Below are 21915 nucleotides of genomic sequence, written 5' to 3' on the forward strand. Positions count from 1 at the left end.
CGCAAGCAACTGTTATCGCTCATATTTTTTGATAGCACGGATTATCGCGCCCACGACCTTCCGCGATCGCCCCGAGACGCTCAGGCGGCAGAGACCAGCAGCGAGGCACCTGCGTCGCGGAAAACCGCCTCGCAGCGGCCAAGCCCCCAATCGAGTTCTGCGCGCGTGATCGTCAGCGGCGGCGCGAAGCGGATGACCGTCTCATGCGTCTCCTTGGTCAGCACGCCGGCCCCGGCCAGCTGCTTGACCAGAGCCTTGGCGGAGGCCATCCCCGGATCGATCTCGACGCCGACCCAGAGCCCGAGGCCGCGTACCGAGCGCGAGAGGCCGGCAGTCATAGCCTCCAGCCGTGTCTTCATATAGGTGCCCTGCTCGGCCGAGCGCTCGACCAGCCGCTCTTCGGCGATGACGGTCAGGGCCTCGAGCCCGATCGCTGCTGCAAGTGCATTGCCGCCGAAGGTCGAGCCATGCGAGCCCGGCTCGAAAAGATCCATCACCTCGCGGGAGGCGAGGAAGGCGGAAACGGGATAGACGCCGCCGCCGAGCGCCTTGCCGACGATCAGGCCATCGGGGCGGATCCCGTCATGCTGATGGGCAAACCAGCGCCCGGTGCGGCCGAGGCCAGACTGGACCTCGTCGAGGATCAGCAGGACATTGTGCCGGTCGCAGAGCGCGCGCAGTGCCTTCAGGTAACCGGGCGGCGGCATGACGATGCCGGCCTCGCCCTGGATCGGCTCGATCATGATCGCGGCGGTATCGGGAGTGATCGCTGCTGCGACCGCATCGATATCGCCGAACGGCACCTCGACGAAGCCCGGCGCGAACGGGCCAAAGCCGTCGCGATAGCTTTCATCGGATGAGAAGCCGACAATCGTGGTGGTGCGGCCATGGAAGTTGCCGGCGGCGACGATGATCTCGGCTTTGCCCGCTGCAATGCCCTTGATCCCATAGCCCCAGCGCCGCGCGGCCTTGATCGCGGTCTCGACGGCCTCGGCGCCGGTGTTCATCGGCAGCGCCATGTCCTGGCCGGACACTTCGCAGAGCTTTTCGAGGAAGGGGCCGAGCGGCTCGCAATGAAAGGCACGGCTGGTGACGGCGAGCCTGGATGCCTGCTCCGCCATCACCTTGAGGATGCGCGGATGGCCGTGGCCCAGGCTGACGGCGGAATAGCCGCTCATCATGTCGAGCCGCCGCACACCTGCGGTATCGGTCAACCAGACACCCTCGCCATGCGACAGCATGATCGGCAGCGGCGCATAGTTCTGTGCACAGACGGCGTTCTCGCGGGTAATGGCATTCATCGCGGCTCTCCCTGAATCCTGCCAAGGATAAGCCTCGGCCGGCGGCCGAGACGCGCTGCGAGGCACGCCGACGACAGCCGATCCTGTCGTTCAGGCGACAGGATCGGGCGATATGCGACAGCGTCGCAAGTCGGGTCCCGGCGGGGAGCCATGCGGCTGGCAGGGCTGAAATCGCCGCCGATGCATGCTGCATCGCAGCAGAACCGTGCTAGGCACGCCCGATGACGACAGATTATCCAGCTCCCGCGGGCGGCCCAGCGCCACCATAGCGCGCAGCTGGAACAGGCTGTTTAGGCCTAAGGAGGCGCCTGGCGCCCCGAGGCTTGTGATCTTCCAATCCCGCCGGCGCTTTGCGCGCGGGGCATAAGGACCTTGGCACATGAACCTTGCGCAGTTGCGGAGCGAATGGTCTCCCAACATCACGCGTGACCTGCTCGCCGGCACGGTCGTCGCGCTGGCCTTGATCCCCGAGGCGATCGCCTTCTCGATCATCGCCGGCGTCGACCCCAAGGTCGGGCTCTACGCCTCATTCTGCATCGCGGTCGTCAGCGCCTTCGCCGGCGGGCGACCAGCGATGATCTCGGCGGCCACTGGCGCGATGTCGCTCCTGATGATCACGCTCGTGAAGGAGCACGGCCTAGGCTATCTCTTCGCCGCGAGCCTGCTCACCGGCGTTATCCAGATCGCCGCCAGCCTTCTCAAGCTCGGCAACCTGATGCGCTTCGTCTCGCGCTCGGTGGTCACCGGCTTCGTCAATGCGCTCGCGATCCTGATCTTCATGGCGCAGATGCCCGAACTCCTGGGCAAGGGACCGACCGTCTATGCGATGACGGCCGCCGGGCTCCTCATCATCTATGGCCTGCCCTACCTGACCAAGGCTGTCCCCTCGCCGCTCGTCACAATCGTCCTGATGACCGCACTTTCGATGTATTTCGGCTTCGGCATCCGTACCGTCGGCGACATGGGGCAGCTTCCTGACGAACTGCCGTTCTTCGCACTGCCGCAGGTGCCGCTGACGCTGGAGACGCTGAAGATCATCCTGCCCTACTCGCTGACGCTCGCCATGGTCGGCCTGTTGGAAAGCCTGATGACTGCGGCGATCATCGACGAGATGACCGACACGACCTCCGACAAGAACCGCGAATGTGCCGGCCAGGGGCTGGCCAACATCGTCTCCTCCTGCTTCGGCGGCATGGCGGGCTGCGCGATGATCGGCCAGTCGGTCATCAACGTCTCGTCCGGTGGTCGAGGCCGGCTCTCGACGCTGTGGGCTGGCGCCTTCCTGCTGTTCCTGATCGTCGTGCTCGGCCCCTATGTCGCGCAGATCCCGATGGCGGCCCTCGTCGCCGTGATGATCATGGTCTCGATCAACACCTTTCAATGGCGCTCCGTTGCGACCCTGCTGAGCAATCCGAGAAGCTCCAGCATCGTCATGCTCGCCACGGTCGTGGTCGTGGTCTGGACGCATGACCTTGCCAAAGGCGTGCTCTTCGGCGTGGTGCTGAGCGGGCTGTTCTTCGCGCATAAGGTGACGCGCTTCTTCGGCGTGACCTCCACCCGCAATGAGGCAACCTCCATTCGAACCTATGCTGTCACCGGCCAGATCTTCTTTGCGACCGCCGAGGCTTTCCATTCCGCCTTCGACTTCCGCGAGGACGGGCTGACGCGCATCGTGATCGACCTGCACGCCTCGCATTTCTGGGACATCACGGCGATCAACGCGCTCGACCGCGTCGTGCTGAAATTCCGCCACCACGACATTCCCGTCGAGATCGTGGGCATCAACGAGGCGACCGCATCGATGATCGAGAAGCTCGCGACCCATGACAAGGTCGGCGCGGGCGCCGCGACGTCGGCACACTGAACCGTGCGCAAAGGGAGCGCTGCCGATGATCCCCTGGATTCTGCTCGATACGGCCGCCCTGCCCGGCGGCGGCGACCTGCGGCTCAAGCGTCGCGGCAGCGAGTTCTCGATCATGCTCGGCGCCAACGAGTTGATGAACAGCCGCCTCAGCGGCTCCGAGGAAGCTCTCGCCACGCTGAGCGGCGCGCGCCTGCGTGACCCCGGAAAGGCCCGCATCCTGATCGGCGGGCTCGGAATGGGTTTTACGCTGCGCGCGGCGCTGCCGCTCCTGGGCGAGCGCGCAACGATCGAGGTCGCCGAGCTGGTGCCGGAGGTCGTGGCATGGGCTAGAGGCCCGATGGCGGAGGTCTTCGGCGGATGTCTCGACGATCCCCGCGTCAGCGTCACACTAGCCGATGTCTCCAAGGTGATCGCCTCGGCGAAGGCGGGCTACGACGCGATCCTGCTCGACGTCGACAACGGTCCAGACGGGCTCACCGTCGAGGCCAATGATGCGCTCTACAGCGATGCCGGCCTGCATCTCGCCAAGGCGGCGCTGCGGCCCGGCGGCATCCTGGCGGTCTGGTCGCAGGGCCCCGACGGGCGCTTTACGGGGCGGCTCAAGCAGGCGGGCTTCGGCGTCGACGAGCACACCGTCCGCGCCGGCCGCGGACGCGGCAAGCGCCACGTCATCTGGCTGGCGGTGAAGGGCTAGCCCGCCAGCGTCATTGCGAGGAGCAACGCGATGAAGCAATCCAGGGGTGCGCCGCACCCGGCCGTTCTGGATTGCTTCGCTGACGCTCGCAATGACGGTTCAGCCCATCCAGGCGCGACGCGCCGCGCCGCCCAGCGGTGACGGCGTCACCCTTCCGCGAGCGGATAGCCGTCGAACTCTTTCAGCGCCTTCAGCGCGAAGGTCGTGGCGATGCGGGCCACGCCGAGTTGCGCATCCGAGAGCCAGGTCCCGGTCAATTCCTCATAATCGGCCAGCGAACCCGCTACGATACGGGCGAGGTAGTCGGCCTCGCCGCTGACGACCTGCACCTCGACCACGTCGGGGCAGGCTTTCAGCACCTTCTCGACCCGCTCGCGCCGCCCGACCGAATGGTCGCGCAGCGAGATCTGTGCGAAGGCGACTACGGCGTGCCCTGCCAGTTCCGGCGAGAGCCGCGCGCCATAGCCCTGGATCAGCCCCGAGGCCTCGAGCTTGCGCACGCGCTCGAGGCAGGGCCGCGCCGACAGGCCGACGCGCTCCGAGAGCGCCTGGTTGGTGATACGGCCCTCATCGCGCAGGATCGCAACGATGGCGCGATCGATCGCATCGAGCTGGACAGGCTTTCGCTTCACGGTCTGCCCTTGCCGCGCGCGCGGGCCTCGGCGATCAGGCAGAGTTCGGTGAACAGCACCTGCGCCGCGCACTGGGCAGTGTTGGTGGTTGCGTCATATTGCGGGGCGACCTCGACGACGTCCGCGCCGACGATGTCGGCACCCTTCAGGCCTCGCAGGATGGCAAGCGCCTCGCGCGGCGTGAGGCCACCGACCTCCGGGGTCCCGGTACCGGGTGCAAAAGCCGGATCGAGTGAGTCGACGTCGAACGAGACATAGGTCGGCCCGTCGCCGATGACCGCGAGCGCCTTGGCGATCACCGCCTCGATGCCGAGGTCGTCGACTTCGTTGGCATGGATCACGGTCATGCCGGACTCGTAGGAGAACTCCCAGAGATATTCCGCCCCGCCCCTGATGCCGATCTGGATGACGCGCTCGGGATCGAGCACGCCGTCGAGCACCGCCTGGCGGAACGGTCCGCCATGATGGAATTTCGAGCCTTCATAGGGGCCCGAAGTGTCGCAATGGGCGTCGATATGGACCATGCCGACCGGGCGTTTCGCACCGACCGCCTTCAGGATCGGATAGGTGATGGAGTGGTCGCCGCCGACCGCCAGCGTCGAGACGCCGGCTGCCACGATGGTCTTGAATGTCGCCTCGATGTCCTCGTGGCAGCTCTCCAGCGAATAGCGCGAGCGAAAAGGCACATCGCCGATATCGGCGGCTTTCAGCATGCCGAACGGCGCGGTGCCCAGCACATGGTCCATCGGCCCCATGCGCTCGACGGCGCGCACCGCGCGCGGTCCGAGCCTGGTGCCGGCACGGTTGGTGACGCCCAGATCCATCGGCAGGCCGATGATCGCGACATCAAGACCACCGAGATCGGGCAGGCTCAGTGCATCGGGGCGATAGGGCGCGCTGATGAAGGTCGCGACGTCCGAGAACGGCCATTTGCGCTTGTCGCCCTTGAACTGGTCGGCCGCGACCTTGGCAAAGCGCGGGTCATGGATGTCGGCGCCGCTGGCGCCGTCATAGCGCGCCTTGAGCGCATCCAGCTTCTTCCGGTCCATTTCGGCGCCTTTCATCTCTGGTCCGCTTGATGACTGCGCGGAGGGTGGACGCGCGGGAGAAAAACTTCATGCGCTTCAAACGCAGCCGTGCCATGCTCCGGGCGCGATTGTCGAGCCTGGACGGGAACTGCGCTCCCCGCGCGAAGACTGAGGTGCGCAAAATCTAGGCAAGCATGACATCAGTTCGGCCCAATGCGTTGCACCAAAGAACAACGCTGCGCGCCCTTGCTGATTGCCGGAATCCACTGCAAATGTCCTGAAACGTCGCAGAATGGGATCAAACCCGTTTGCGCACCGCTTTGCTGCTTTCCCCGAGGAGATGTCCAATATGAAGCGTCGTCAATTCATCCAGGCCGCCACCGCAGGCGCGGCTGCCACAGCAGTCGCCATGCCGGCGGTCGCCCAATCCATGCCTGAGGTGAAGTGGCGCCTGGCGTCGAGCTTCCCGAAGTCTCTCGACACGATCTACGGCGGCGCCGAGGTCATGGCCAAGATGGTTTCAGACCTCACCGACGGCAAGTTCCAGATCCAGGTCTTCGCGGCCGGCGAAATCGTTCCCGCGCTGCAGGCAGCCGATGCGGTCACCAACGGCACCGTCGAGATGTGCCACACCGTCTCGTACTACTATGTCGGCAAGGACCCGACCTTCGCCATCCCGGCCTCGGTGCCGTTCGGACTTAATGCCCGCCAGCAGAATGCATGGCTGTTCCAGGGCGGCGGCAACGACCTGTTCAACGAGTTCTACAAGAAATTCAACATCTACGGCCTGCCCTGCGGCAACACCGGCGCGCAGATGGGCGGCTGGTTCCGCAAGGAGATCAAGTCGGTCGCGGACATCCAGGGCCTGAAGATGCGCATCGGCGGCATCGCGGGCTCGGTGCTGCAGAAGCTCGGCCTCGTGCCGCAGCAACTCGGCGGCGGCGACATTTATCCGGCGCTGGAAAAGGGCACCATCGACGGTGCCGAGTGGGTCGGCCCCTATGACGACGAGAAGCTCGGCTTCTCCAAGGTCGCGCCGTTCTACTACTATCCGGGCTTCTGGGAAGGTGGGCCGACGGTCCATGCCTTCGTCAACCTGGACAAGTGGAACGCCCTGCCCAAGCAGTACCAGGCCGTTCTGACCGCCGCCTGCACCTATGCCAACACGCAGATGGCGGCCAAGTACGACGTCGTGAACCCCCCGGCGCTAAAGCGTCTGGTCGGTGCCGGCACGCAGCTGCGCCCCTTCCCGCAGGACGTCATGGAGGCCTGCCTCAAGGCCTCCAATGAGCTTTATGCAGAGATCTCGGCCAAAAACCCCGACTTCAAGAAGGGCATCGAGGCCATGGCCGCGTTCCGCTCGGACCAGTATCTCTGGTGGCAGGTCGCGGAACTCAGCTTCGACGTCTTCCAGGTGCGCACGCGCGCACGCTGAGACCGTACGCGGGCGCCATGCCTTGCAGCCTTTCGAAACCCCGGCCTCGCGGCCGGGGTTTTTCATTGGGCGGCGCGACGCTTCCGCACGACATGACTTCGCCCCAACTTTCCCGGTAGGATGATGGTCGCCAAAGCTGAATCGCAGCCCTGCGACAGGGATGTCCGCATGACCCGCCTGTTCCTCTCGATGCTCTTCGCCTGTGCCGCGCTCGCGCCGGCCTTCGGGCAAAGCATCGGCGAACCCATCCCCGGCCGCGGGAAAGCCGCGTCCAAGGCCGCTCCATGGAAGCCCGAATCCGCTGCAGCCCGCCCCTGCCCGCAATACGGACCGGGCTTCGTGAAAGTGGAAGGCTCGTCGCTGTGCGTGCGAGCGGGCGGCTCCGTCAGGGTCGATGTCGGCAAGAGCTCGCGCTATGGCACGGGCTCGGCGGTTCGCGGCATGGCGGAGCTAGAGACCCGGGGCGAGACCAGCTTCGGGAGCGTGCGCACGGTCGTGCGGGCTGGCGGCCAGATCGAGCGCAACCTCGATGCCGGTCGCTACCGCTATTGAGCGCGCGCCGCTTCAGCCTAAGAGCTTCTCGACCTCGGCCCTGAGCACCGGCACCAGCTCGGCCTCGAACCATGGATTGCGCTTCAGCCAGGCATTGTTGCGCCAGGACGGGTGCGGCAACGGCAGCACGCGAGGATGGCGCGGCTCCTGCAGGATCTCGCGCCAGTTCGCCACCGTTGCGGACAGCGAGGCCGCCTTCGACCGGCCGAGATGCCAGGCCTGCGCATAGAGCCCGATTGCCAGCACGAGCTCCACTTGTGGCAAGGCGGCGAAGACGCGGGCGCGCCAGGTCGGAGCACATTCACGCCGCGGCGGACGGTCCCCACCATGCCGGTCCAGCCCCGGAAAGCAATGTCCCATGGGTATGATCGCGACCTTCGCCGCGTCGTAGAACGCGGCCTCGTCGAGGCCCAGCCAGCCGCGCAGGCGCACGCCCGATGGATCGGTAAACGGCTTGCCGCTGGCGTGGACCCGCGTTCCCGGCGCCTGCCCCGCAATGCAGAGCCGGGCGCTCGGGCTGGCCTGGATGACCGGGCGCGGCTCATGGGCGAGGCCGGGAAGATACAATGGCGCGTCGCGGCAGATTCGGCAGGCGCGCAGGTCGCGCAGCACCGCGTCCAGCGGCTCGGCACCTGTCATCGCGACGCCAGCCGCCTGCCGCCCGGGGCGCGCGAGATCAGACCGTCGCAGGTCCACTGCGCCGCGCTCCTGGCGAAGTTGTTGGGGTCTCCCGGATCGATCACGGCCATGCCGTTGATGCGTCCGCTCGGACGGCTGCGCAACACATGCAGCTTCCCGCTGAGTTCGACGGTGAAGCAATAGGTCCGGCGGGTCTCGTGCGGGCCGTAGTAGTAGCAGACGGCGTCGGACGTCGTTGTCCAGCAGGCGTCGGTGTTGGCGATATTGCGGTTGTGCCCGCTGACCCGGCCGTCGCGGTGGTGGAATTCGCTGAACGGCAGATTGCTGCCGGAATAGCGGCCGCTGACCGTATTGCCCTCGAAGGCGCGGCGGATCTCGTCGCCGCTCATCCGTTCGGCCGCTTGGCCGACAGTGCAGGACAGCGCGCCTGCCAGCCCGAGCCCGAGCGCGATCGTCTTCACGCCGCCCATCAGCGGGCCGCCAGTCGCCGCCGCGACATCAGGGGCTCCGGAGCACGGGAGATCATGCCGTCGCAATACCAGGGCTGGCCGTTGTCGGTATGCGCGCGCGGGTTGCCGGGCTCGACCGTCGCGAGCGCATTGATCTGGCCATTTGAGGTGTTGCGCAGGATGTAGAGCCTGTCGGTCATCTCGACGGTGAAACAATGCACGGTACGGTCCGATTGCGGGCCGTAGTAGTAACAGACCTGGTCTTCCTTGGTGATCCAGCAGGCGTCCTTGTTGTCCTGCCAGCCATTATTGCCGAGCGCTCGCCCGTCGGTGCCGTGAAACTCCGTGAAGAACCCGCCATTGGCATAGCGACCGCTCACCGTGTTGCCCTCGAAGGCCTGCTTGATCGCCTCCCCACTGAGGCGCTCGGCAGCGGAAGCGGGCACGACGCAGGCGAGCAGCGCCAGCAGAAGAAAGGCGCGCCGCATCAAGCCTTCCAGCTCGGCCGCGCCGAGAGCTCGCCGTGCCAGCGGCGGATATTGACGAAATCGTCCGGCAGCGGGATGCGCGAAGGCTTCATGAAATCGATCGCGATCCCCGCCGTGATATCGGCGACCGTCAGCGTCTCGCCGCAGAGATAGCGATTCCCCGACAGCTGCAATTCCAGAATCAGAAGATGATCGTCGATCTGCTCGCGGTTGGCCTCGGCCCATTCGGGCACCTGCTCCTCCAGTTCCGCCATCGAAGGATGGCTATGGCGGAAGACCGCCGTGACGCTGGAGAATAATCCGAGTTCGACGCGGCGGTTCCACATCTCGATCAGCGCCTGTTCGCGCGGCTCGCTGCCAAACAGCGCCGGCTTCGGGTGCAGCGACTCTACATAGCGGCAGATCGCGATGGTTTCGGCCAATGCCGTGCCATCGTCGAGTTGCAGGACCGGCAGCCGCTGGGCAGGGTTGAGCTTGGTGAACGCCTCGGATTTATGCTCCTTGCGCCCGATGTCGATCGGGACGATCTCGGGCAAGGGGATGCCCTTCTCGGCAAAGAATATCCGCACCCGCCGCGGATTGGGCGCCCGCCCGCCATCATAGAGTTTCATCGAGACCATCTCCTGCCGTCGACCGACCGGACCATGGCGAGGGCTTCCCGGTCAACCATCCCGACGAACTGCATCGCGCCCGTACGACAATCAGCGTGCCTGCTGGCGCCGCCAGGTTTCGGGACGCTCGAAGGTAAAGGCCCAGATGCCGCGCCCTGCGGCCCGCGCCTCCGCCTCCTCGCTGCGGTATCCGCCATAGGCGACGGCCTGGCCCTGCCTGACCATGGCCGCGTTGATGTCGATCTCGCCCTGCCGGCAACGTGCGAGGCCGCGGCCGTAGCGGTCGATCTTGCCAATGTCGCAGGTCACGATGCCGCGCTGCACCAGTTCGGCCAGCGCCCGGCGCGCCTCGCGTCCGCAGGGGACCTGCCGTCCGGCCTTGTCGGTGCAGGTCTGGCGGAATTCGGGGGCATCGAGACCCTCCAGACGCAATTCCTCGCCGTTTAGCCGCAGCGAGTCGCCGTCGATCACATGCGCGGCACCGATCAGGCTGCGGGCCGGGCCGAGCCGATATTGCAGGACAGCTCCCGCGATCGCCAGGAGGCCGAGGATGCCGAGCGCGACGACGAAATCGACCGGGCGGCTGACGCGCCGCCAGCCGAGGGGTCCGTTTCGCGATCGACCGAATCCAAAGAGCGCCATCAGGAAGAGCTTAACGATTTGGTGCCCATGATGGCGAGCCGGTAGCGTGGAGTGACGCGACCGGGCTTCGGAATCGAACGGGCCTACGGGATCGGGAACCTCTGCAGCACCTTGTTTCTACGCATGGTCCTCGCGGCGAAATCGTATTTCGCCTGACGGGACGATGCATCGGGAGATCTTGATCGCGACCATGGCGGAAGTGACGGCCGAACAGGTGCAACGCGGGCGCGGACCGGATCCGCATGCCTTGGCGCGCCGAAAGCTCGTCACGCGCGAGGTCAAATCGGTGCGCGAACGCCTGACCTCGTCCACCGGACTCGTGCGCGCCTTCGACCAGGAGTTGCTGCGCCTGTTCGCGCAATACCGCATGCACGGCTCAGTCGGCACGCTGGTGATGGCCCTGTGCGTCGCGGCAGCAGCCTGCCTGTGGGCGCCGGTCTTTTCGGTCCTTTTCTGGCTCAGCATCGTCATCGTGGCGTCGCTGGGTGAGATGTTCCTGTGCCGCCGGTTCCTGGCCGAGGCCGCCACCGACAATATCGCAATCAGGAGCTGGCGCCGGCTGTTCACCTTCGCCGAGGGCTTCCATGGCCTGTCATGGTCGCTGATCCTCGTGCTCTTCACGCAGGGCGACGCTGCCGGCGCAAAAGTCTTCGTCACCACCACATTGCTGATCGTCAGCGCCCTGACGGTGATGCTGGCGGCCTCGATCCCTGCCGCGGTCTATGCCGGGCTGCTGCCGATAGGTGTCGGCATCGGCTTCTTCTTCTGGGGCCGCACCGACATCGACAGCGTCACGATGGCGCTGATGGCGGCTTCGGCGCAGCTCTTCTTTCTGTTTCTCGCCAACCGCCTGTATGTCAGCTCGCTGTCGACGATCGAGTTCCGGGCCGAGAAGGATGCGTTGATCGCCGAACTCGAGACCGCCACTGCCAATTCGGACGAGGCACGGCGCAAGGCCGAGGAGGCGAACCTCGCCAAGTCACGCTTTCTGGCGACGATGAGCCACGAACTGCGCACGCCGCTCAACGCCATCCTGGGCTTCTCGGAGGTCATGAAGAACGAGGTGTTCGGCGGCCATGCCAATGCGGCATACAAGGAATACTCCGGCGACATCCACGGCTCCGGCCAGCATCTGCTCAACCTGATCAACGAGATCCTCGACCTCTCCCGCATCGAGGCCGGGAAGTACGAGCTCAACGAGGAAGCCATCTCGCTGGCGGCTATCGTCGACGATTGCAGCCACATGCTGAAGCTGCGCGCCAAGGCGAAGGGGCAGTCGATCCGCGAGGCGATCGAGCTCGATCTCCCGAAGATCTGGGCCGACGAGCGCGCGCTGCGTCAGGTTGTGCTGAACATTCTCTCGAACGCGATCAAGTTCACCCCGCAGGGCGGCGAGATCTCGATCAAGGTCGGCTGGACGGCGACGGGCGGGCAATATGTCTCGGTCAGCGACACCGGCCCTGGCATCCCCGAGGAAGAAATCCCGATCGTGCTGCAGACCTTTGGTCGCGGGTCTCTGGCGATCAAGACCGCCGAGCAGGGCTCGGGGCTGGGCCTGCCTATCGTGAAGGGACTGATCGACCTCCATGGCGGCGGCTTCCAGCTGAAGTCGAAACCGCGCGCGGGAACCGACGTCACCATCACCCTGCCGGCCGAGCGCGTGATGGACACGCTGGCTGCCCTGCCGGAGCCGACGACGCGGGCCGCCTGACCGTGCCCGCGTTGCCGAGCAGTGGCAGCCGGCGGAATACCTACTACTTCCAGCCGATCAGGACGCCGTCGGCGCCAAGCGACAGCTGCAACCCCTGACGACGCGTCGCCAGACTAAGAGTGACGCCCTTGCTATTGCGAAGCCAGAGGCGGCCGCGCCCCTGGTCGCCGACCGCCCAGCCTTCGCGCAGCTGTACATAGGGCCCGGTGAAGTCCTCGCGGCGTGTCAGGCCATAGACAGTGCCTGTCGCCGTCAGGCGCGAGGCGCCGATGCCGCCGATGCCGAGCCCGCCGACAGTGATGCCGTAGCTGCGGCTTCGATAGATCAGGGTTCCGCCACCGACCTCTCCGGAACCGATGAACGCCACCTGCACCTGCCGGATCGACACCGAGCCCGTAGGCGGACCGAGATCGCGCTGCTGTGCCCAGGCGGCAGGCGCGAGCAATGTCGCAGCCAGGACGATCGTCGTCGCTCTCAATGATGGCATGGTTATCTCCTCCGCATGGATCGATGTGCCGCAGCAGAAACAGAAACCTCAACCTACGATTTGGGCCGGTCGCCCTGATGATGGGAATGCGATGGCTGGAGACCGATATGTCGACGCTGTAACCATTACGCCTTTTCTGCCATCGCGTCGCCCCGGGAAGACGGGTTCAGTATGGCAATTGCGGCAGGGTGCCGTTCCCGAAGCCGTCAGTTTGGCGTGGCGAGCTCGAAAGGTTGTCGCGCACATAAGCGGGTCCTCCGCCATTCGAGACGGCGGGACCCGGATCGAGATAGCTGCGGCTGGGCGGTGGAGCCGATGACGACATCATGACGGGCTCGGCCTGGACCGCCTCCCGAGAGGCGCAGCCAGCGATGGCAAATGCCGGCAAGGCCAGCATCAGCAGCTGTGAAATCCTTCTGGCGTCTATCATGTGATCTCGTTCTCCCGCTGTTGTGGATACCTGCAACGGCCAACCGTGACCCGGCCACCGCCGCCAAGACGTCGTTCCCAGCCTCGTTCAGCCCTTCCCGGCAACACCCGCCTGCGCGAATGTTGCCATGCCATTGTGGATCGCGGCGGCCGCCTTGACGAGACTCGCCGCCAGCGCGGCACCCGTGCCCTCGCCCAGGCGCATGTCCAGCGCCAGCAGGGGCTGCTTGCCGAGATGCGCGAGGACGTGCGCATGGGCCCCCTCGGCCGAGAGGTGGCCGGCCAGGCAGTGGTCGATCGAGGACGGCTCGATGGCATGCAGGATCGCGGCGGCGGCGGTGACGACATAGCCGTCGAGGATCACCGGTATGCGCTGCGAGCGCGCGGCGATGATCGCGCCGCAGATGGCTGCGATCTCGCGCCCACCGAAGCGGCGCAGGACCTCGAGAGGGTCCTTCAGATGAGCGGCGTGCAGCGCGAGACCAGCCTCGACCGCGGCGACCTTGCGGTTCAGCCCGGCGTCATCGAGCCCGGTGCCGCGTCCGCACCACATCGCAGCCTCGCCACCATAGAGCGCGGCGTAGATCGCGGCTGCCGACGTCGTGTTGCCGATCCCCATTTCGCCCAGGCAGAGCAGATCTGTGCCGCCGACCAGCGCCTCCATTCCGAAGGCCATGGTGGCGACGCAGGCGCGCTCGTCGAGCGCATCGCCTTGCGTGAAGTCGCCGGTGGGCAGGTCGAGGGCGAGGTCGAACACCTTGAAGCCGAGATCGAAGGCCGCGCAAATCTGGTTGATGGCAGCGCCGCCGGCGGCGAAATTCTCCAGCATCTGGCGGGTCACAGCCTGCGGGTAGGCCGAGACCCCCTGCGCCACCACGCCGTGATTGCCGGCGAAGACACAGACCAGCGGCCGGTCGACGCTCGGCTTGGCCTTGCCCTGCCAGGCTGCGAGCCACTCGGCGATCTCCTCCATCCGGCCGAGGCTTCCTGCAGGCTTGGTGAGGTCCTTGTCGCGCGCGCGGACGGCGTTGGCAGCGGCCATGTCAGGGCCGGGCATGGCGGCAATGAGATCGCGGATATCGTCGAAGGGCAGTCCGGAGGCAGACATGATGTTCTCAGTCCAGCAGTGTGGCGGCGGGCGCAGGCGCGGATGGCGGCGCGGTTGCAGGTGCTGCTATAGGCTGCGACGCGCGAAGACAATCGACCGCGCCATTCAAGGATGCTGACACGGCATGGCCGATTCCAACAGCGAACCCGATGCCATGTCGGCACCATACTGGCCCGGATGGGTCATAGCGACCGCGATCTGCATTCGCTTCTATTCGCGGTTGCCGGTCCCTGCGATGCCCGGCGAGCGCGACCTCCATAGCCTGCCGGACTTCCGCCTGATTCCGCGCGCCCTGCCCTTCGCCGCTCTCGTCATCGCCCTGCCGGCAGCGCTCGTCCTGCTCGGCGCCGGGCTTGCCGGGCTCGGCTCGATGCTGGCCGGCACGCTCGCCATCACGGTCCTGGTTCTGACGACCGGCGTCTTTCACGAGGACGGGCTCGCGGACAGCGCCGACGGCCTGTTCGGCGGCCACACGATCGAGCGCCGCCTCGAGATCATGAAGGACAGCCGCATAGGCTCCTATGGCGGCGCGGCGATGGTGCTGACCTTGCTGCTGCGGGCGAGCGCGCTGTCCTCGATCCTGGACGCAGCCGGCGCCTTGGCCGTGGCGGCAGCCTTGCTCGCGGCCGCGCCCTGGTCACGGTTCGAGGGCCTGCGCCTGCTCGCCACGCAAGGCCAGGCGCGCTCGGTCGGGACGGCAGCCGCCGTCGGCCAGGCGACCTCTGCTACGGTTGCGATCGCCGCGGTTCTCGCGGCAACGCTTGCCATAGCGCTGGCGCTGGCGACGGGACTACCGCTGCTTGGGATGCTCCTGGGGCTGGCGTTGGCCAACCTCGCTTCACGTTGGCTCGGGAGGCTGTCGCAGCGGCTGATCGGCGGGCAGACCGGCGATATTCTCGGAGCCGCCCAGCAGGTCAGCGAGTTCGCGATCTATCTCGGCCTGGCGCTGGCGCTCGGTGTGGGCTGGCCGTGACTGAGGCCTCGACCCCTTGCGTCAGGATCTGCGTGATCGATCCCCTCAGCCGGTTGTGCGAGGGCTGCGGCCGGACGCTCGCCGAGATCGCGCAGTGGAGCCGCCTCAGCGAGGCAGAGCGCCGCGCCATCATGGCCCTGCTTCCCGCGCGACTCGCGCAACGGCGGGGCTGACGTCTCAGCCGCGCTCCGGAGCCAAGCCGGCATTGGCGGTCAGGGCCGCCGCCGGATCGTCAGAAGGCCAGTTGCCAGATGAAGCGGCTTGCGACCACCAGCAGGAAAAGTCCGAACACGACTTCGAGGCGACGCTTAGACAGGCGATGCGCCAGACGCGCGCCGATCGGCGCCATCCAGATCGAGGTCGGGATGAAGAGGATGAACCCGATCAGCGAGACATAGCCGAGCGACAGCGGCGGCAGCACGTCCATCTTGGGCCAGCCGGCATAGATGAAGCCGAGCGCGCCCGGGATCGAGATCAGCACGCCCAGGCCCGACGAGGTCGCGACCGCCTGGTGGATCGGGCGTCCGTAGAAGGTCATGAACAGGCTCGACAACTGCCCGCCGCCAATGCCCATCAGGGCCGAAAGCACACCGATGATGCCGCCATAGACCGTCATCAGCGCCTTGCCGGGCATCTCAGTGCCCAACTGCCAGCGATCGGACGCGAAAAGCAGGCGAATCGCGCTGACCACCGCGACGACCACGAAGACGATCTTGAACAGGTCCGCCGGAGCGAAGCGGGCGATATAGCTGCCCGCGATGACGCCGAGCACGACCGGGACCGCCCAGACCTTGAGAATGTCGAGGTCGACCAGCCCCTTCGCACGGTGGGCATTGAAGGAGCGGATCGAGGTCGGGATGATGATCGCCAGCGAGGTGCCCACGCAGAGCGGCATGCGCACATCCTCGGGCACGCCGATAACGCGGAAGACCTCGTAGAGGATCGGCACGATGACCGCGCCACCGCCGACGCCAAAGAGACCGGCGAGGATTCCGGTGAAGGCGCCCGCGACGACGAGCGAAACGGCGAGGAAGGCGAGATCGCCAATCGGGATGCCAGCGAACATGGGATTTCATCGTCCAGTGCGAAATGGTCCCGACGCTGTGGGCGATTTCCGCCACTGCCGCAAGGCTACCGGGACAGGGCTGGCATGCCCGCAGGCAGGAGGCAGGCGTGCAACGCCGCTTTCGAAAACCTCAATCGCTTTATGCGGGGTTTCGCAGCGGGCGTGGGCGCGGCTAGGATGACCGCGATGATCTGGTTTCGGCATGCCCGGGCCGACACCACAGCAGGCGGAGGCATGGAAGGAGGAACGCTGCGCAACAGCGGACGGCAATCGGGCTAAATCATTTCAATCATTCAAGATTGAGGGAGGTCACGATGGCAGATATCTATGCAGAGGCGGACGAGTTCGGCGGGCCGTTGTCACGGCGGGTCCTGCTCAGGGCCGGCGGCATCGGAATGCTGGTGGCCGCTGCCGGCCCAGCGCTGGCGCAAACCGCCGGGGGACCGCAGGCGCCGCCGAGCGTGGTCACCAACCCACCGCGCGACTTCAGCCGGCGCGGCGCCCCGACCACCTATTTCTGGGACCCCGACGTGATCGCGGTCGATCCATCCTTCAACAATCTCGCCCAACCCAATGCGCCGATCCAGCGGCTCTGGACCGGTGCGCTGTGGGCGGAAGGCCCGGCCTGGAACGCACAGGGCAAGTATCTCGTCTGGAGCGACATCCCCAACAACCGGCAACTGCGCTGGCTCGAGGATGACGGGCGGGTCAGCGTGTTCCGCGCGCCATCCGGCAACAGCAACGGCAACAGTTTCGACTTCCAGGGCCGGCAACTCTCCTGCGAGCATCTCAACCGCCGCGTCGTGCGCTACGAGCTCGACGGCTCGGCGACGGTGCTGGCCGAGAGCTTCGACGGCAAGAAGCTGAACTCGCCCAATGACATCGTCGCCCACCCCGACGGGAGCTACTGGTTCACGGACCCGCCCTATGGCGGACAGCTCTATGAGGGCGCGCCCGACGTCGCCGGCGGCCCGAGCAACGCGAACGGCAAGATCAATTCCCGTCTCGGCCAGCCGCCCGGGATCGGCCTTGCCCGGCGCGAACTGCCGACGAACTGCTACCGGATCGACCCGAGCGGGCGCATCGATCTCGTCGTCACGGAGGCGCAGGTGCCCGATCCCAACGGCCTGTGCTTCTCGCCCGACTACAAGAAGCTCTACATCGCCTCGACCGGTAAGGGCCCCGGCGATACCGGCCCCGGCGGCAAGGGCGACATCCATGTCTTCGATGTCGGCAGCGACAACAAGCTCTCGAACGGCAAGCTGTTTTCGGACTGCATGCTCGACGGGATCAATTGCGGGCCGGACGGGCTGCGCTGCGATGTCGAAGGCAACCTCTGGGCATCCAGCAATGCCGGGCGCAATGTCGGCTATAGCGGCGTCTCGGTCTTCAACCCGGCCGGGAACCTGATCGGCCGCATCCGGCTGCCGGAGGTCTGCGGCAACATTACCTTCGGCGGGCCCAAGAGGAACCGGCTGTTCATGGCTGCCAGCCAATCGCTCTATGCGGTCTACCTCGCCACGCAGGGCGCCGGCCCCGGCTGAACGCGTCCGCCTCATGTGAGCGAGCCCCGGCGTGCCGCGCCGGGGCTCCAGCGTCATTGCCGGCAATGCCGCTGCTTACGCGTCGAGGATCGGCGCGAAGCCTCCATGGACAAGCCGCTTGCCGTCAAAGGGCATGTCGCGCTGCATCCGGGGGTCGGCCATGACCTTCTGCCAGCCGGCGTCACGGACCTCCTTGGATGGCCACTCGATCCAGGAATAAACCACGGCCTCGTTGTCCGTCGCCTTCACCGCTCGCTTGAAGTCGGTGACCTTGCCCTCGGGGACGTCCGTGCCCCAGCTGTCGACGACGCGCGCGGCGCCATGCTCGCACAGGACGGCACCGTGATGCCGGGCGAACTCGCGATAGGCGTCCTTCTGGTCGACGGGAACCGCCGCGAGCATGCCGTCGACATAGGCCATGCGGCCCGCGTTCCCCTGCTGTGTCAGCGACGAGAATCCGCCATAGATCATGCGCTTGCCATCGAAGGGCATGTTTTCGCCCATCTCCTTCATGCGCGGATCGTTCATCATCTTCTCGCTCGCGGCATCGGCCGTCGCCTTGTCGGCATATTCGAGCCAGGAAAAGACGACGACCTCGCCGTCCTCCGCCTTCACCGCGCCCTTGAAGTCGGTGAGCTTGCCATCGGGCACGTCGTCGCCCCAGGCCTCGACCATCCGGGTCGCCCCGAACTCCTTGAACAGGCCGACGGCGTCGGCCGCGTGCTTGCGGTAGGCCTCCTTGTTGGCCGCAGGTACGGCCACGACAAATCCCTGCACATAGGTCATAGCTTGGCTCCTGGTGTTGCAGCCCCCTGTTTCCGGGGGCCTGGGTGAGTGCTTTGTCTAGTCCCTGGGTTAGGGTGGTGGCGCGGCTCAGCCGCAGCAGGTGCCTGTCGCCAGAAGCGGCTGGAACGATGCCGAGCCGGGCTGCTGCTCATAGCGGTCATGGTGGCGCATCCAGTCCATGATGCCGTCCTCGTTGCGGCCCTTGGGCGTCATGTCGAGGAGGTTGTAGGCGCCGATCAGCAGATCGCCGCCGCGCGCAAAACTCGAATAGGTGTGGAAGATCTCGCCGGCCTCGTTGCGATAGAACACGCTGAAACCAGGCATCTCGCCGCCCTCCCCGTCATGCATCGCGTAGTTATACTCGTAGCGACCCGCCGCCTGCTCGCCGGGGCTCGGCGATACGTGGAAATCGTAGTTGAACTCGCTGCCCGCCGAGGACACCCAGGGGAACTGCCAACCCATCCGCTTCCGGAACGGCTGGAACTCGGCATAGGGCGCGCGCGAGACCGCGACCAGGCTGACATCATGATGCCTGAGATGCTGGTTGGGGCCATCGAAATGATCGGCCAGGAACGAGCAGCCCGGGCAGCCTTCGGTCCAGCCGGGCCCGAACATGAAGTGGTAGATCACCAGTTGGCTGTTGCCGGCGAAGAGATCGCCCAGGGTCAAGCGGCCGTTCGGGCCCTCGAAGATGTAGTCCTTGTCGATGCAGACCCAGGGCAAGGCGCGCCGCTGTGCCGAAAGCCTGTCGCGGGCATGGGTGAAGTCCTTTTCGGCGGCCAGATGTGCCTTGCGGGCCTCCAGCCAGGCTTCGCGGGATACGACTTCGTGTTGCATCGTCCTTCTCCCTCACGAGCAGCCATGCCTGGCTGCGAAATCGGGCCTGTGCCGGCGCGGTGGCACGTTTTCGGCAAAGGCTATCCGTTCGCGCGGGCCTGCCAGCGGCGGCCGCGGCGCGTTCATCGCGTGGTTCTTCGAGGTCCATCCGGGCGGCGAGCCTAGGCCCGCCGCAGGTCGATCCCTGTCAGGAGAACAGCAGTTCCAGCTTGACCATGGAGCCGGTCCAACCATGGGTGTGGCTCGCGACCACCGTCTCGTCGAAGAGCTTTTCGTGCAGCAGCGTCAGGATCGTCACATCGCCATCGGGCTTCAATGTGACGGTGACGCGCGACACGCGCTCGGGCGTCGTCACCCAGGACCAGCTGAATACCAGCCGCTCATTCTCGACGACTTCCTGGTAGGTGCCCGATACCTCGTGGCGCTCCCCGGTATCCTCCAGCATGACGACGCGGTAGCGGCCGCCGATACGGCAATCGACCTCGGCTTCGAGCGTCTCGACATTTTCCGGGCCGAACCAGCGGGTCAGCAGCCTCGGGTCGGTCCAGGCCTTGAAAACCTCGGCAGGACTGGCGTTCAGCCGCCGCTTCATCGTCAGGCTCGGAGTGGTCTCGACCTTCTTGTCCATCGCGTCGCCTCCTGCGGCTTCGTCGTCAAACGCCTTGATTGTCCGGTCAGATGGTCTCTTGGCGCTGCTGGTTCAGCATCGCCTCAAGCGCGTCGAGGCGCTGCGACCAGAAGCGCTGGTAGTGCGCGAGCCAGCTCATTGCCTCCTCCATCGGTTCCGCGTTGAGGCGGCAGGAGACGGTGCGTCCCTGCTTCGAACGCGTGACCAGGCCGGCATCGGAGAGCACGTCGAGATGCTTCATGATCGCCGGCAGCGAGACCGGGAACGGACGCGCCAATTCGCTGACCGACAGCCCATCCTCACCTTCGAGACGCGCCAGCAGCGCCCGGCGTGTCGGGTCTGCCAAGGCAGAAAAGGTGCGGTCGAGCTGTGATTGCTGAAACTTAACCATAAAGTTAAGTGTATGCATGCTGGGCTATGGCGTCAACCCCTGGCGCGATTCCACCCCGGGGACAGCCGCTCAGTCGGACACGCCCTCGCGGCCGACCACCGCCATGCAGGTCGCCGTCATCATCGCGCAGAGCTTGGGCTTGCCGTCAGACACCGCGAAAACCTCGGCCATGGCGAGCGTCAGCGTGCGCCCCGCCTTGACCACCCGGCCCTTTGCGACCAGGCGCTCGCCGGCGGCCGGCGCCAGCAGATTGATCTTGAACTCGGCAGTGAGGACGCCTGCGCCCGCGGCCATGGCCGTCAGCGCCGCATAGCCGCAGGCGGAATCGGCGATGGTCGCCACCGCGCCCGCATGGACGAAGCCGTGCTGCTGCGACAGATGCGCGGAGACCGGCATTTCGATCTCTACCCCGCCTCGCCCGACATGGACGAGCCGCGCACCGATCGTAGTCATGAAAGCCTGCTTGGCGAAGCTGGCCTCGACGCGCGCGACGATCTCGGCCGGCGCTTGCTGCGGTCCCTCGGTCGGCATGGCGGCGTTCCTATTCGGCTGCGAGCGGAACATCCTCATAGCGCGAGACATGCGCGATCGCAGCGCGCAAATCCGCCAGCCCCGCCTGGGCGCCGACGCAATGCTCGGCAAGATGGCGGCGGAACAGCCGCGAGCCGCGCCGGCCGGGGAAAAGCCCGACGAGGTGGCGCGTGAAACCATGCAGGCGCCCGCCACGCTCGAGATGCGCTGCGATATGCGGCTCGAGCGCCTCCAGCATTTCGAAGGCGTCGGCAACCGGTGCGTCAGCACCGAACAGCAGCGGGTCGACCTGCAGCAGGGATTCGGGGTTCTGATAGGCCTCGCGCCCGATCATGACGCCGTCGAGCTTTTGGAGATGCCCAACCCACTCCTCCGACGCCCGGATCCCGCCATTAATCGCGACGACGAGATCGGGATTGGCGACCTTCAGCCGATAGGCGCGCTCGTAGTCGAGCGGCGGAATCTCACGGTTTTCCTTCGGCGACAGGCCCTGCAACCAGGCTTTTCGCGCATGTACGATCACAGCGTCGACACCGGCTGCGCGCACCGTCGCGGTGAGGGCATCGAGCGCGGCTTCGGGATCCTGGTCGTCGACGCCGATGCGGCACTTCACCGTGACCGGGATCGAGACCGCAGCCTTCATCGCCGCGATACAATCGCCGACAAGCGCGGGCTCGCGCATCAGACAGGCGCCGAACGCCCCGCCCTGCACGCGGTCCGACGGGCAGCCGCAGTTGAGATTGACCTCGTCATAGCCGAAGTCGGCGCCAATCTTCGCGGCCTCTGCCAGCAATGCGGGATCATTGCCGCCGAGTTGCAACGCGATGGGATGCTCGAAGTCGTCATAGCCGATCAAGCGCTGCCGATCACCACGGATCACGGCCTGGGCAGTGACCATCTCCGTATAGAGCAGCGCATGGCGCGACATCAGCCGATGGATGATCCTGCAGGCGGAATCTGTCCAATCCATCATCGGCGCCACGGAGAAGCGCCAGAAGCCGTTCGGCGGGATCGCGCCGCGATTATAGGTCGTCTCGCTCAAGTCAGAATGCTCGCTTTGCCATGCCAGCCCCTGCCGGCCACGAGCGA

Annotated in this window: 26 protein-coding genes; 8 read left to right on the forward strand and 18 right to left on the reverse strand. The window is 66.1% G+C overall.

The features are described 5' to 3' along the window. Window positions 1-80: 80 nt before the first annotated feature. Window positions 81-1301, reverse strand: coding sequence for an ornithine--oxo-acid transaminase (rocD, locus tag AC1D2L_RS03740; RefSeq protein ID WP_476844460.1), 1221 nt, complete (start codon window positions 1299-1301; stop codon window positions 81-83). A 379-nt stretch (window positions 1302-1680) separates the two neighbouring features. Here rocD and AC1D2L_RS03745 point away from each other — a divergent pair, with 379 nt between their 5' ends. Beyond that, window positions 1681-3165 carry a SulP family inorganic anion transporter gene (locus AC1D2L_RS03745; protein ID WP_476844461.1) on the forward strand — a complete coding sequence of 495 codons (1485 nt, stop codon included), beginning with the start codon at window positions 1681-1683 and terminating at the stop codon, window positions 3163-3165. Window positions 3166-3190: 25 nt separating this feature from the next. Beyond that, a complete protein-coding gene (locus AC1D2L_RS03750; RefSeq protein ID WP_476844462.1) occupies window positions 3191-3859 on the forward strand; it encodes a spermidine synthase in 669 nt (222 codons plus the stop codon). A 146-nt stretch (window positions 3860-4005) separates the two neighbouring features. On the opposite strand, the gene AC1D2L_RS03755 is transcribed toward AC1D2L_RS03750, so the two are convergent. Continuing rightward, entirely contained in the window at window positions 4006-4491 is a 486-nt protein-coding gene (locus tag AC1D2L_RS03755; protein ID WP_476844463.1) for an Lrp/AsnC family transcriptional regulator, read from the reverse strand. Continuing rightward, window positions 4488-5555, reverse strand: a complete 1068-nt coding sequence (gene speB, locus AC1D2L_RS03760) for an agmatinase (RefSeq protein WP_476844464.1) — start codon at window positions 5553-5555, stop codon at window positions 4488-4490. Before speB ends, AC1D2L_RS03755 begins: the two co-directional genes overlap by 4 nt. A gap of 313 nt (window positions 5556-5868) precedes the next feature. Here speB and AC1D2L_RS03765 point away from each other — a divergent pair, with 313 nt between their 5' ends. Then, window positions 5869-6954: a TRAP transporter substrate-binding protein gene (locus tag AC1D2L_RS03765; protein ID WP_476844465.1), complete on the forward strand. Its 1086-nt coding sequence runs from the start codon at window positions 5869-5871 to the stop codon at window positions 6952-6954. Between the two features lie 168 nt (window positions 6955-7122). Further along, a complete protein-coding gene (locus AC1D2L_RS03770) occupies window positions 7123-7506 on the forward strand; it encodes a hypothetical protein (protein WP_476844466.1) in 384 nt (127 codons plus the stop codon). A gap of 12 nt (window positions 7507-7518) precedes the next feature. On the opposite strand, the gene AC1D2L_RS03775 is transcribed toward AC1D2L_RS03770, so the two are convergent. The 5 genes from AC1D2L_RS03775 to AC1D2L_RS03795 form a co-directional block, all read right to left on the reverse strand. Then, a complete protein-coding gene (locus AC1D2L_RS03775) occupies window positions 7519-8145 on the reverse strand; it encodes a uracil-DNA glycosylase family protein (protein ID WP_476844467.1) in 627 nt (208 codons plus the stop codon). After that, window positions 8142-8606, reverse strand: coding sequence for a hypothetical protein (locus AC1D2L_RS03780; protein WP_476844468.1), 465 nt, complete (start codon window positions 8604-8606; stop codon window positions 8142-8144). Before AC1D2L_RS03780 ends, AC1D2L_RS03775 begins: the two co-directional genes overlap by 4 nt. Window positions 8607-8614: 8 nt before the next feature. Beyond that, window positions 8615-9082: a hypothetical protein gene (locus AC1D2L_RS03785; RefSeq protein WP_476844469.1), complete on the reverse strand. Its 468-nt coding sequence runs from the start codon at window positions 9080-9082 to the stop codon at window positions 8615-8617. Then, the gene (locus AC1D2L_RS03790) at window positions 9082-9693 is read right to left on the reverse strand and encodes a glutathione S-transferase family protein (RefSeq protein WP_476844470.1); all 612 of its coding nucleotides are present in this window, start codon (window positions 9691-9693) and stop codon (window positions 9082-9084) included. Before AC1D2L_RS03790 ends, AC1D2L_RS03785 begins: the two co-directional genes overlap by 1 nt. 90 nt (window positions 9694-9783) lie before the next feature. After that, window positions 9784-10335, reverse strand: coding sequence for a thermonuclease family protein (locus AC1D2L_RS03795; RefSeq protein WP_476844471.1), 552 nt, complete (start codon window positions 10333-10335; stop codon window positions 9784-9786). A gap of 190 nt (window positions 10336-10525) precedes the next feature. Between AC1D2L_RS03795 and AC1D2L_RS03800 the strand changes: the two genes are divergently transcribed. Further along, complete coding sequence (locus AC1D2L_RS03800) at window positions 10526-12046, forward strand: sensor histidine kinase (protein ID WP_476844668.1); 1521 nt, start codon at window positions 10526-10528, stop codon at window positions 12044-12046. Window positions 12047-12089: 43 nt separating this feature from the next. Here AC1D2L_RS03800 and AC1D2L_RS03805 read toward each other — a convergent pair whose 3' ends face one another. From AC1D2L_RS03805 to cobT, 3 genes are all read right to left on the reverse strand, one after another. After that, the gene (locus AC1D2L_RS03805; RefSeq protein WP_476844472.1) at window positions 12090-12533 is read right to left on the reverse strand and encodes a hypothetical protein; all 444 of its coding nucleotides are present in this window, start codon (window positions 12531-12533) and stop codon (window positions 12090-12092) included. A 166-nt stretch (window positions 12534-12699) separates the two neighbouring features. Continuing rightward, entirely contained in the window at window positions 12700-12963 is a 264-nt protein-coding gene (locus tag AC1D2L_RS03810) for a hypothetical protein (RefSeq protein ID WP_476844473.1), read from the reverse strand. Window positions 12964-13050: 87 nt separating this feature from the next. Then, entirely contained in the window at window positions 13051-14070 is a 1020-nt protein-coding gene (gene cobT / locus AC1D2L_RS03815; protein WP_476844474.1) for a nicotinate-nucleotide--dimethylbenzimidazole phosphoribosyltransferase, read from the reverse strand. Window positions 14071-14194: 124 nt separating this feature from the next. Here cobT and AC1D2L_RS03820 point away from each other — a divergent pair, with 124 nt between their 5' ends. Next, window positions 14195-15043, forward strand: coding sequence for an adenosylcobinamide-GDP ribazoletransferase (locus AC1D2L_RS03820; protein ID WP_476844475.1), 849 nt, complete (start codon window positions 14195-14197; stop codon window positions 15041-15043). Then, window positions 15040-15216 carry a DUF1289 domain-containing protein gene (locus tag AC1D2L_RS03825; RefSeq protein ID WP_476844476.1) on the forward strand — a complete coding sequence of 59 codons (177 nt, stop codon included), beginning with the start codon at window positions 15040-15042 and terminating at the stop codon, window positions 15214-15216. Before AC1D2L_RS03820 ends, AC1D2L_RS03825 begins: the two co-directional genes overlap by 4 nt. A gap of 59 nt (window positions 15217-15275) precedes the next feature. On the opposite strand, the gene AC1D2L_RS03830 is transcribed toward AC1D2L_RS03825, so the two are convergent. After that, on the reverse strand, window positions 15276-16109 hold the full coding sequence (locus AC1D2L_RS03830; RefSeq protein WP_476844477.1) for a sulfite exporter TauE/SafE family protein: 834 nt from the start codon (window positions 16107-16109) through the stop codon (window positions 15276-15278). Between the two features lie 314 nt (window positions 16110-16423). Between AC1D2L_RS03830 and AC1D2L_RS03835 the strand changes: the two genes are divergently transcribed. Beyond that, the gene (locus AC1D2L_RS03835; protein WP_476844478.1) at window positions 16424-17653 is read left to right on the forward strand and encodes an SMP-30/gluconolactonase/LRE family protein; all 1230 of its coding nucleotides are present in this window, start codon (window positions 16424-16426) and stop codon (window positions 17651-17653) included. Window positions 17654-17728: 75 nt separating this feature from the next. On the opposite strand, the gene AC1D2L_RS03840 is transcribed toward AC1D2L_RS03835, so the two are convergent. The 6 genes from AC1D2L_RS03840 to dusA all read right to left on the reverse strand — a co-directional run bounded on the left by AC1D2L_RS03840 (window position 17729) and on the right by dusA (window position 21868). After that, window positions 17729-18439, reverse strand: coding sequence for a DUF1428 domain-containing protein (locus AC1D2L_RS03840; protein ID WP_476844479.1), 711 nt, complete (start codon window positions 18437-18439; stop codon window positions 17729-17731). Window positions 18440-18526: 87 nt separating this feature from the next. Next, window positions 18527-19276 carry a DUF899 domain-containing protein gene (locus AC1D2L_RS03845; RefSeq protein WP_476844480.1) on the reverse strand — a complete coding sequence of 250 codons (750 nt, stop codon included), beginning with the start codon at window positions 19274-19276 and terminating at the stop codon, window positions 18527-18529. 187 nt (window positions 19277-19463) lie between these two features. Beyond that, entirely contained in the window at window positions 19464-19904 is a 441-nt protein-coding gene (locus AC1D2L_RS03850) for an SRPBCC family protein (protein WP_476844481.1), read from the reverse strand. A gap of 46 nt (window positions 19905-19950) precedes the next feature. Then, window positions 19951-20250, reverse strand: coding sequence for an ArsR/SmtB family transcription factor (locus AC1D2L_RS03855; RefSeq protein ID WP_476844482.1), 300 nt, complete (start codon window positions 20248-20250; stop codon window positions 19951-19953). A gap of 114 nt (window positions 20251-20364) precedes the next feature. Beyond that, complete coding sequence (locus tag AC1D2L_RS03860) at window positions 20365-20826, reverse strand: PaaI family thioesterase (protein WP_476844483.1); 462 nt, start codon at window positions 20824-20826, stop codon at window positions 20365-20367. A gap of 10 nt (window positions 20827-20836) precedes the next feature. After that, window positions 20837-21868, reverse strand: coding sequence for a tRNA dihydrouridine(20/20a) synthase DusA (gene dusA / locus AC1D2L_RS03865; RefSeq protein ID WP_476844484.1), 1032 nt, complete (start codon window positions 21866-21868; stop codon window positions 20837-20839). Between the last annotated feature and the right edge of the window lie 47 nt (window positions 21869-21915).

Source organism: Allobosea sp. P1_B10 (assembly GCF_056406735.1).

What these genes read in the sequence shown, in the direction of transcription:
- AC1D2L_RS03750 (WP_476844462.1), top strand. Translation starts at nt 3,191, where the DNA reads ATGATCCCCTGGATTCTGCTCGATACGGCCGCCCTGCCCGGCGGCGGC.
- AC1D2L_RS03805 (WP_476844472.1), bottom strand. Translation starts at nt 12,533, where the DNA reads ATGCCATCATTGAGAGCGACGACGATCGTCCTGGCTGCGACATTGCTC.
- AC1D2L_RS03800 (WP_476844668.1), top strand. Translation starts at nt 10,526, where the DNA reads ATGGCGGAAGTGACGGCCGAACAGGTGCAACGCGGGCGCGGACCGGAT.
- AC1D2L_RS03845 (WP_476844480.1), bottom strand. Translation starts at nt 19,276, where the DNA reads ATGCAACACGAAGTCGTATCCCGCGAAGCCTGGCTGGAGGCCCGCAAG.
- AC1D2L_RS03810 (WP_476844473.1), bottom strand. Translation starts at nt 12,963, where the DNA reads ATGATAGACGCCAGAAGGATTTCACAGCTGCTGATGCTGGCCTTGCCG.
- AC1D2L_RS03775 (WP_476844467.1), bottom strand. Translation starts at nt 8,145, where the DNA reads ATGACAGGTGCCGAGCCGCTGGACGCGGTGCTGCGCGACCTGCGCGCC.
- speB (WP_476844464.1), bottom strand. Translation starts at nt 5,555, where the DNA reads ATGAAAGGCGCCGAAATGGACCGGAAGAAGCTGGATGCGCTCAAGGCG.
- AC1D2L_RS03840 (WP_476844479.1), bottom strand. Translation starts at nt 18,439, where the DNA reads ATGACCTATGTGCAGGGATTTGTCGTGGCCGTACCTGCGGCCAACAAG.
- AC1D2L_RS03860 (WP_476844483.1), bottom strand. Translation starts at nt 20,826, where the DNA reads ATGCCGACCGAGGGACCGCAGCAAGCGCCGGCCGAGATCGTCGCGCGC.
- AC1D2L_RS03785 (WP_476844469.1), bottom strand. Translation starts at nt 9,082, where the DNA reads ATGCGGCGCGCCTTTCTTCTGCTGGCGCTGCTCGCCTGCGTCGTGCCC.
- AC1D2L_RS03790 (WP_476844470.1), bottom strand. Translation starts at nt 9,693, where the DNA reads ATGAAACTCTATGATGGCGGGCGGGCGCCCAATCCGCGGCGGGTGCGG.
- AC1D2L_RS03830 (WP_476844477.1), bottom strand. Translation starts at nt 16,109, where the DNA reads ATGTTCGCTGGCATCCCGATTGGCGATCTCGCCTTCCTCGCCGTTTCG.
- AC1D2L_RS03765 (WP_476844465.1), top strand. Translation starts at nt 5,869, where the DNA reads ATGAAGCGTCGTCAATTCATCCAGGCCGCCACCGCAGGCGCGGCTGCC.
- AC1D2L_RS03795 (WP_476844471.1), bottom strand. Translation starts at nt 10,335, where the DNA reads ATGGCGCTCTTTGGATTCGGTCGATCGCGAAACGGACCCCTCGGCTGG.
- cobT (WP_476844474.1), bottom strand. Translation starts at nt 14,070, where the DNA reads ATGTCTGCCTCCGGACTGCCCTTCGACGATATCCGCGATCTCATTGCC.
- AC1D2L_RS03745 (WP_476844461.1), top strand. Translation starts at nt 1,681, where the DNA reads ATGAACCTTGCGCAGTTGCGGAGCGAATGGTCTCCCAACATCACGCGT.
- rocD (WP_476844460.1), bottom strand. Translation starts at nt 1,301, where the DNA reads ATGAATGCCATTACCCGCGAGAACGCCGTCTGTGCACAGAACTATGCG.
- AC1D2L_RS03835 (WP_476844478.1), top strand. Translation starts at nt 16,424, where the DNA reads ATGGCAGATATCTATGCAGAGGCGGACGAGTTCGGCGGGCCGTTGTCA.
- AC1D2L_RS03770 (WP_476844466.1), top strand. Translation starts at nt 7,123, where the DNA reads ATGACCCGCCTGTTCCTCTCGATGCTCTTCGCCTGTGCCGCGCTCGCG.
- AC1D2L_RS03850 (WP_476844481.1), bottom strand. Translation starts at nt 19,904, where the DNA reads ATGGACAAGAAGGTCGAGACCACTCCGAGCCTGACGATGAAGCGGCGG.
- AC1D2L_RS03820 (WP_476844475.1), top strand. Translation starts at nt 14,195, where the DNA reads ATGGCCGATTCCAACAGCGAACCCGATGCCATGTCGGCACCATACTGG.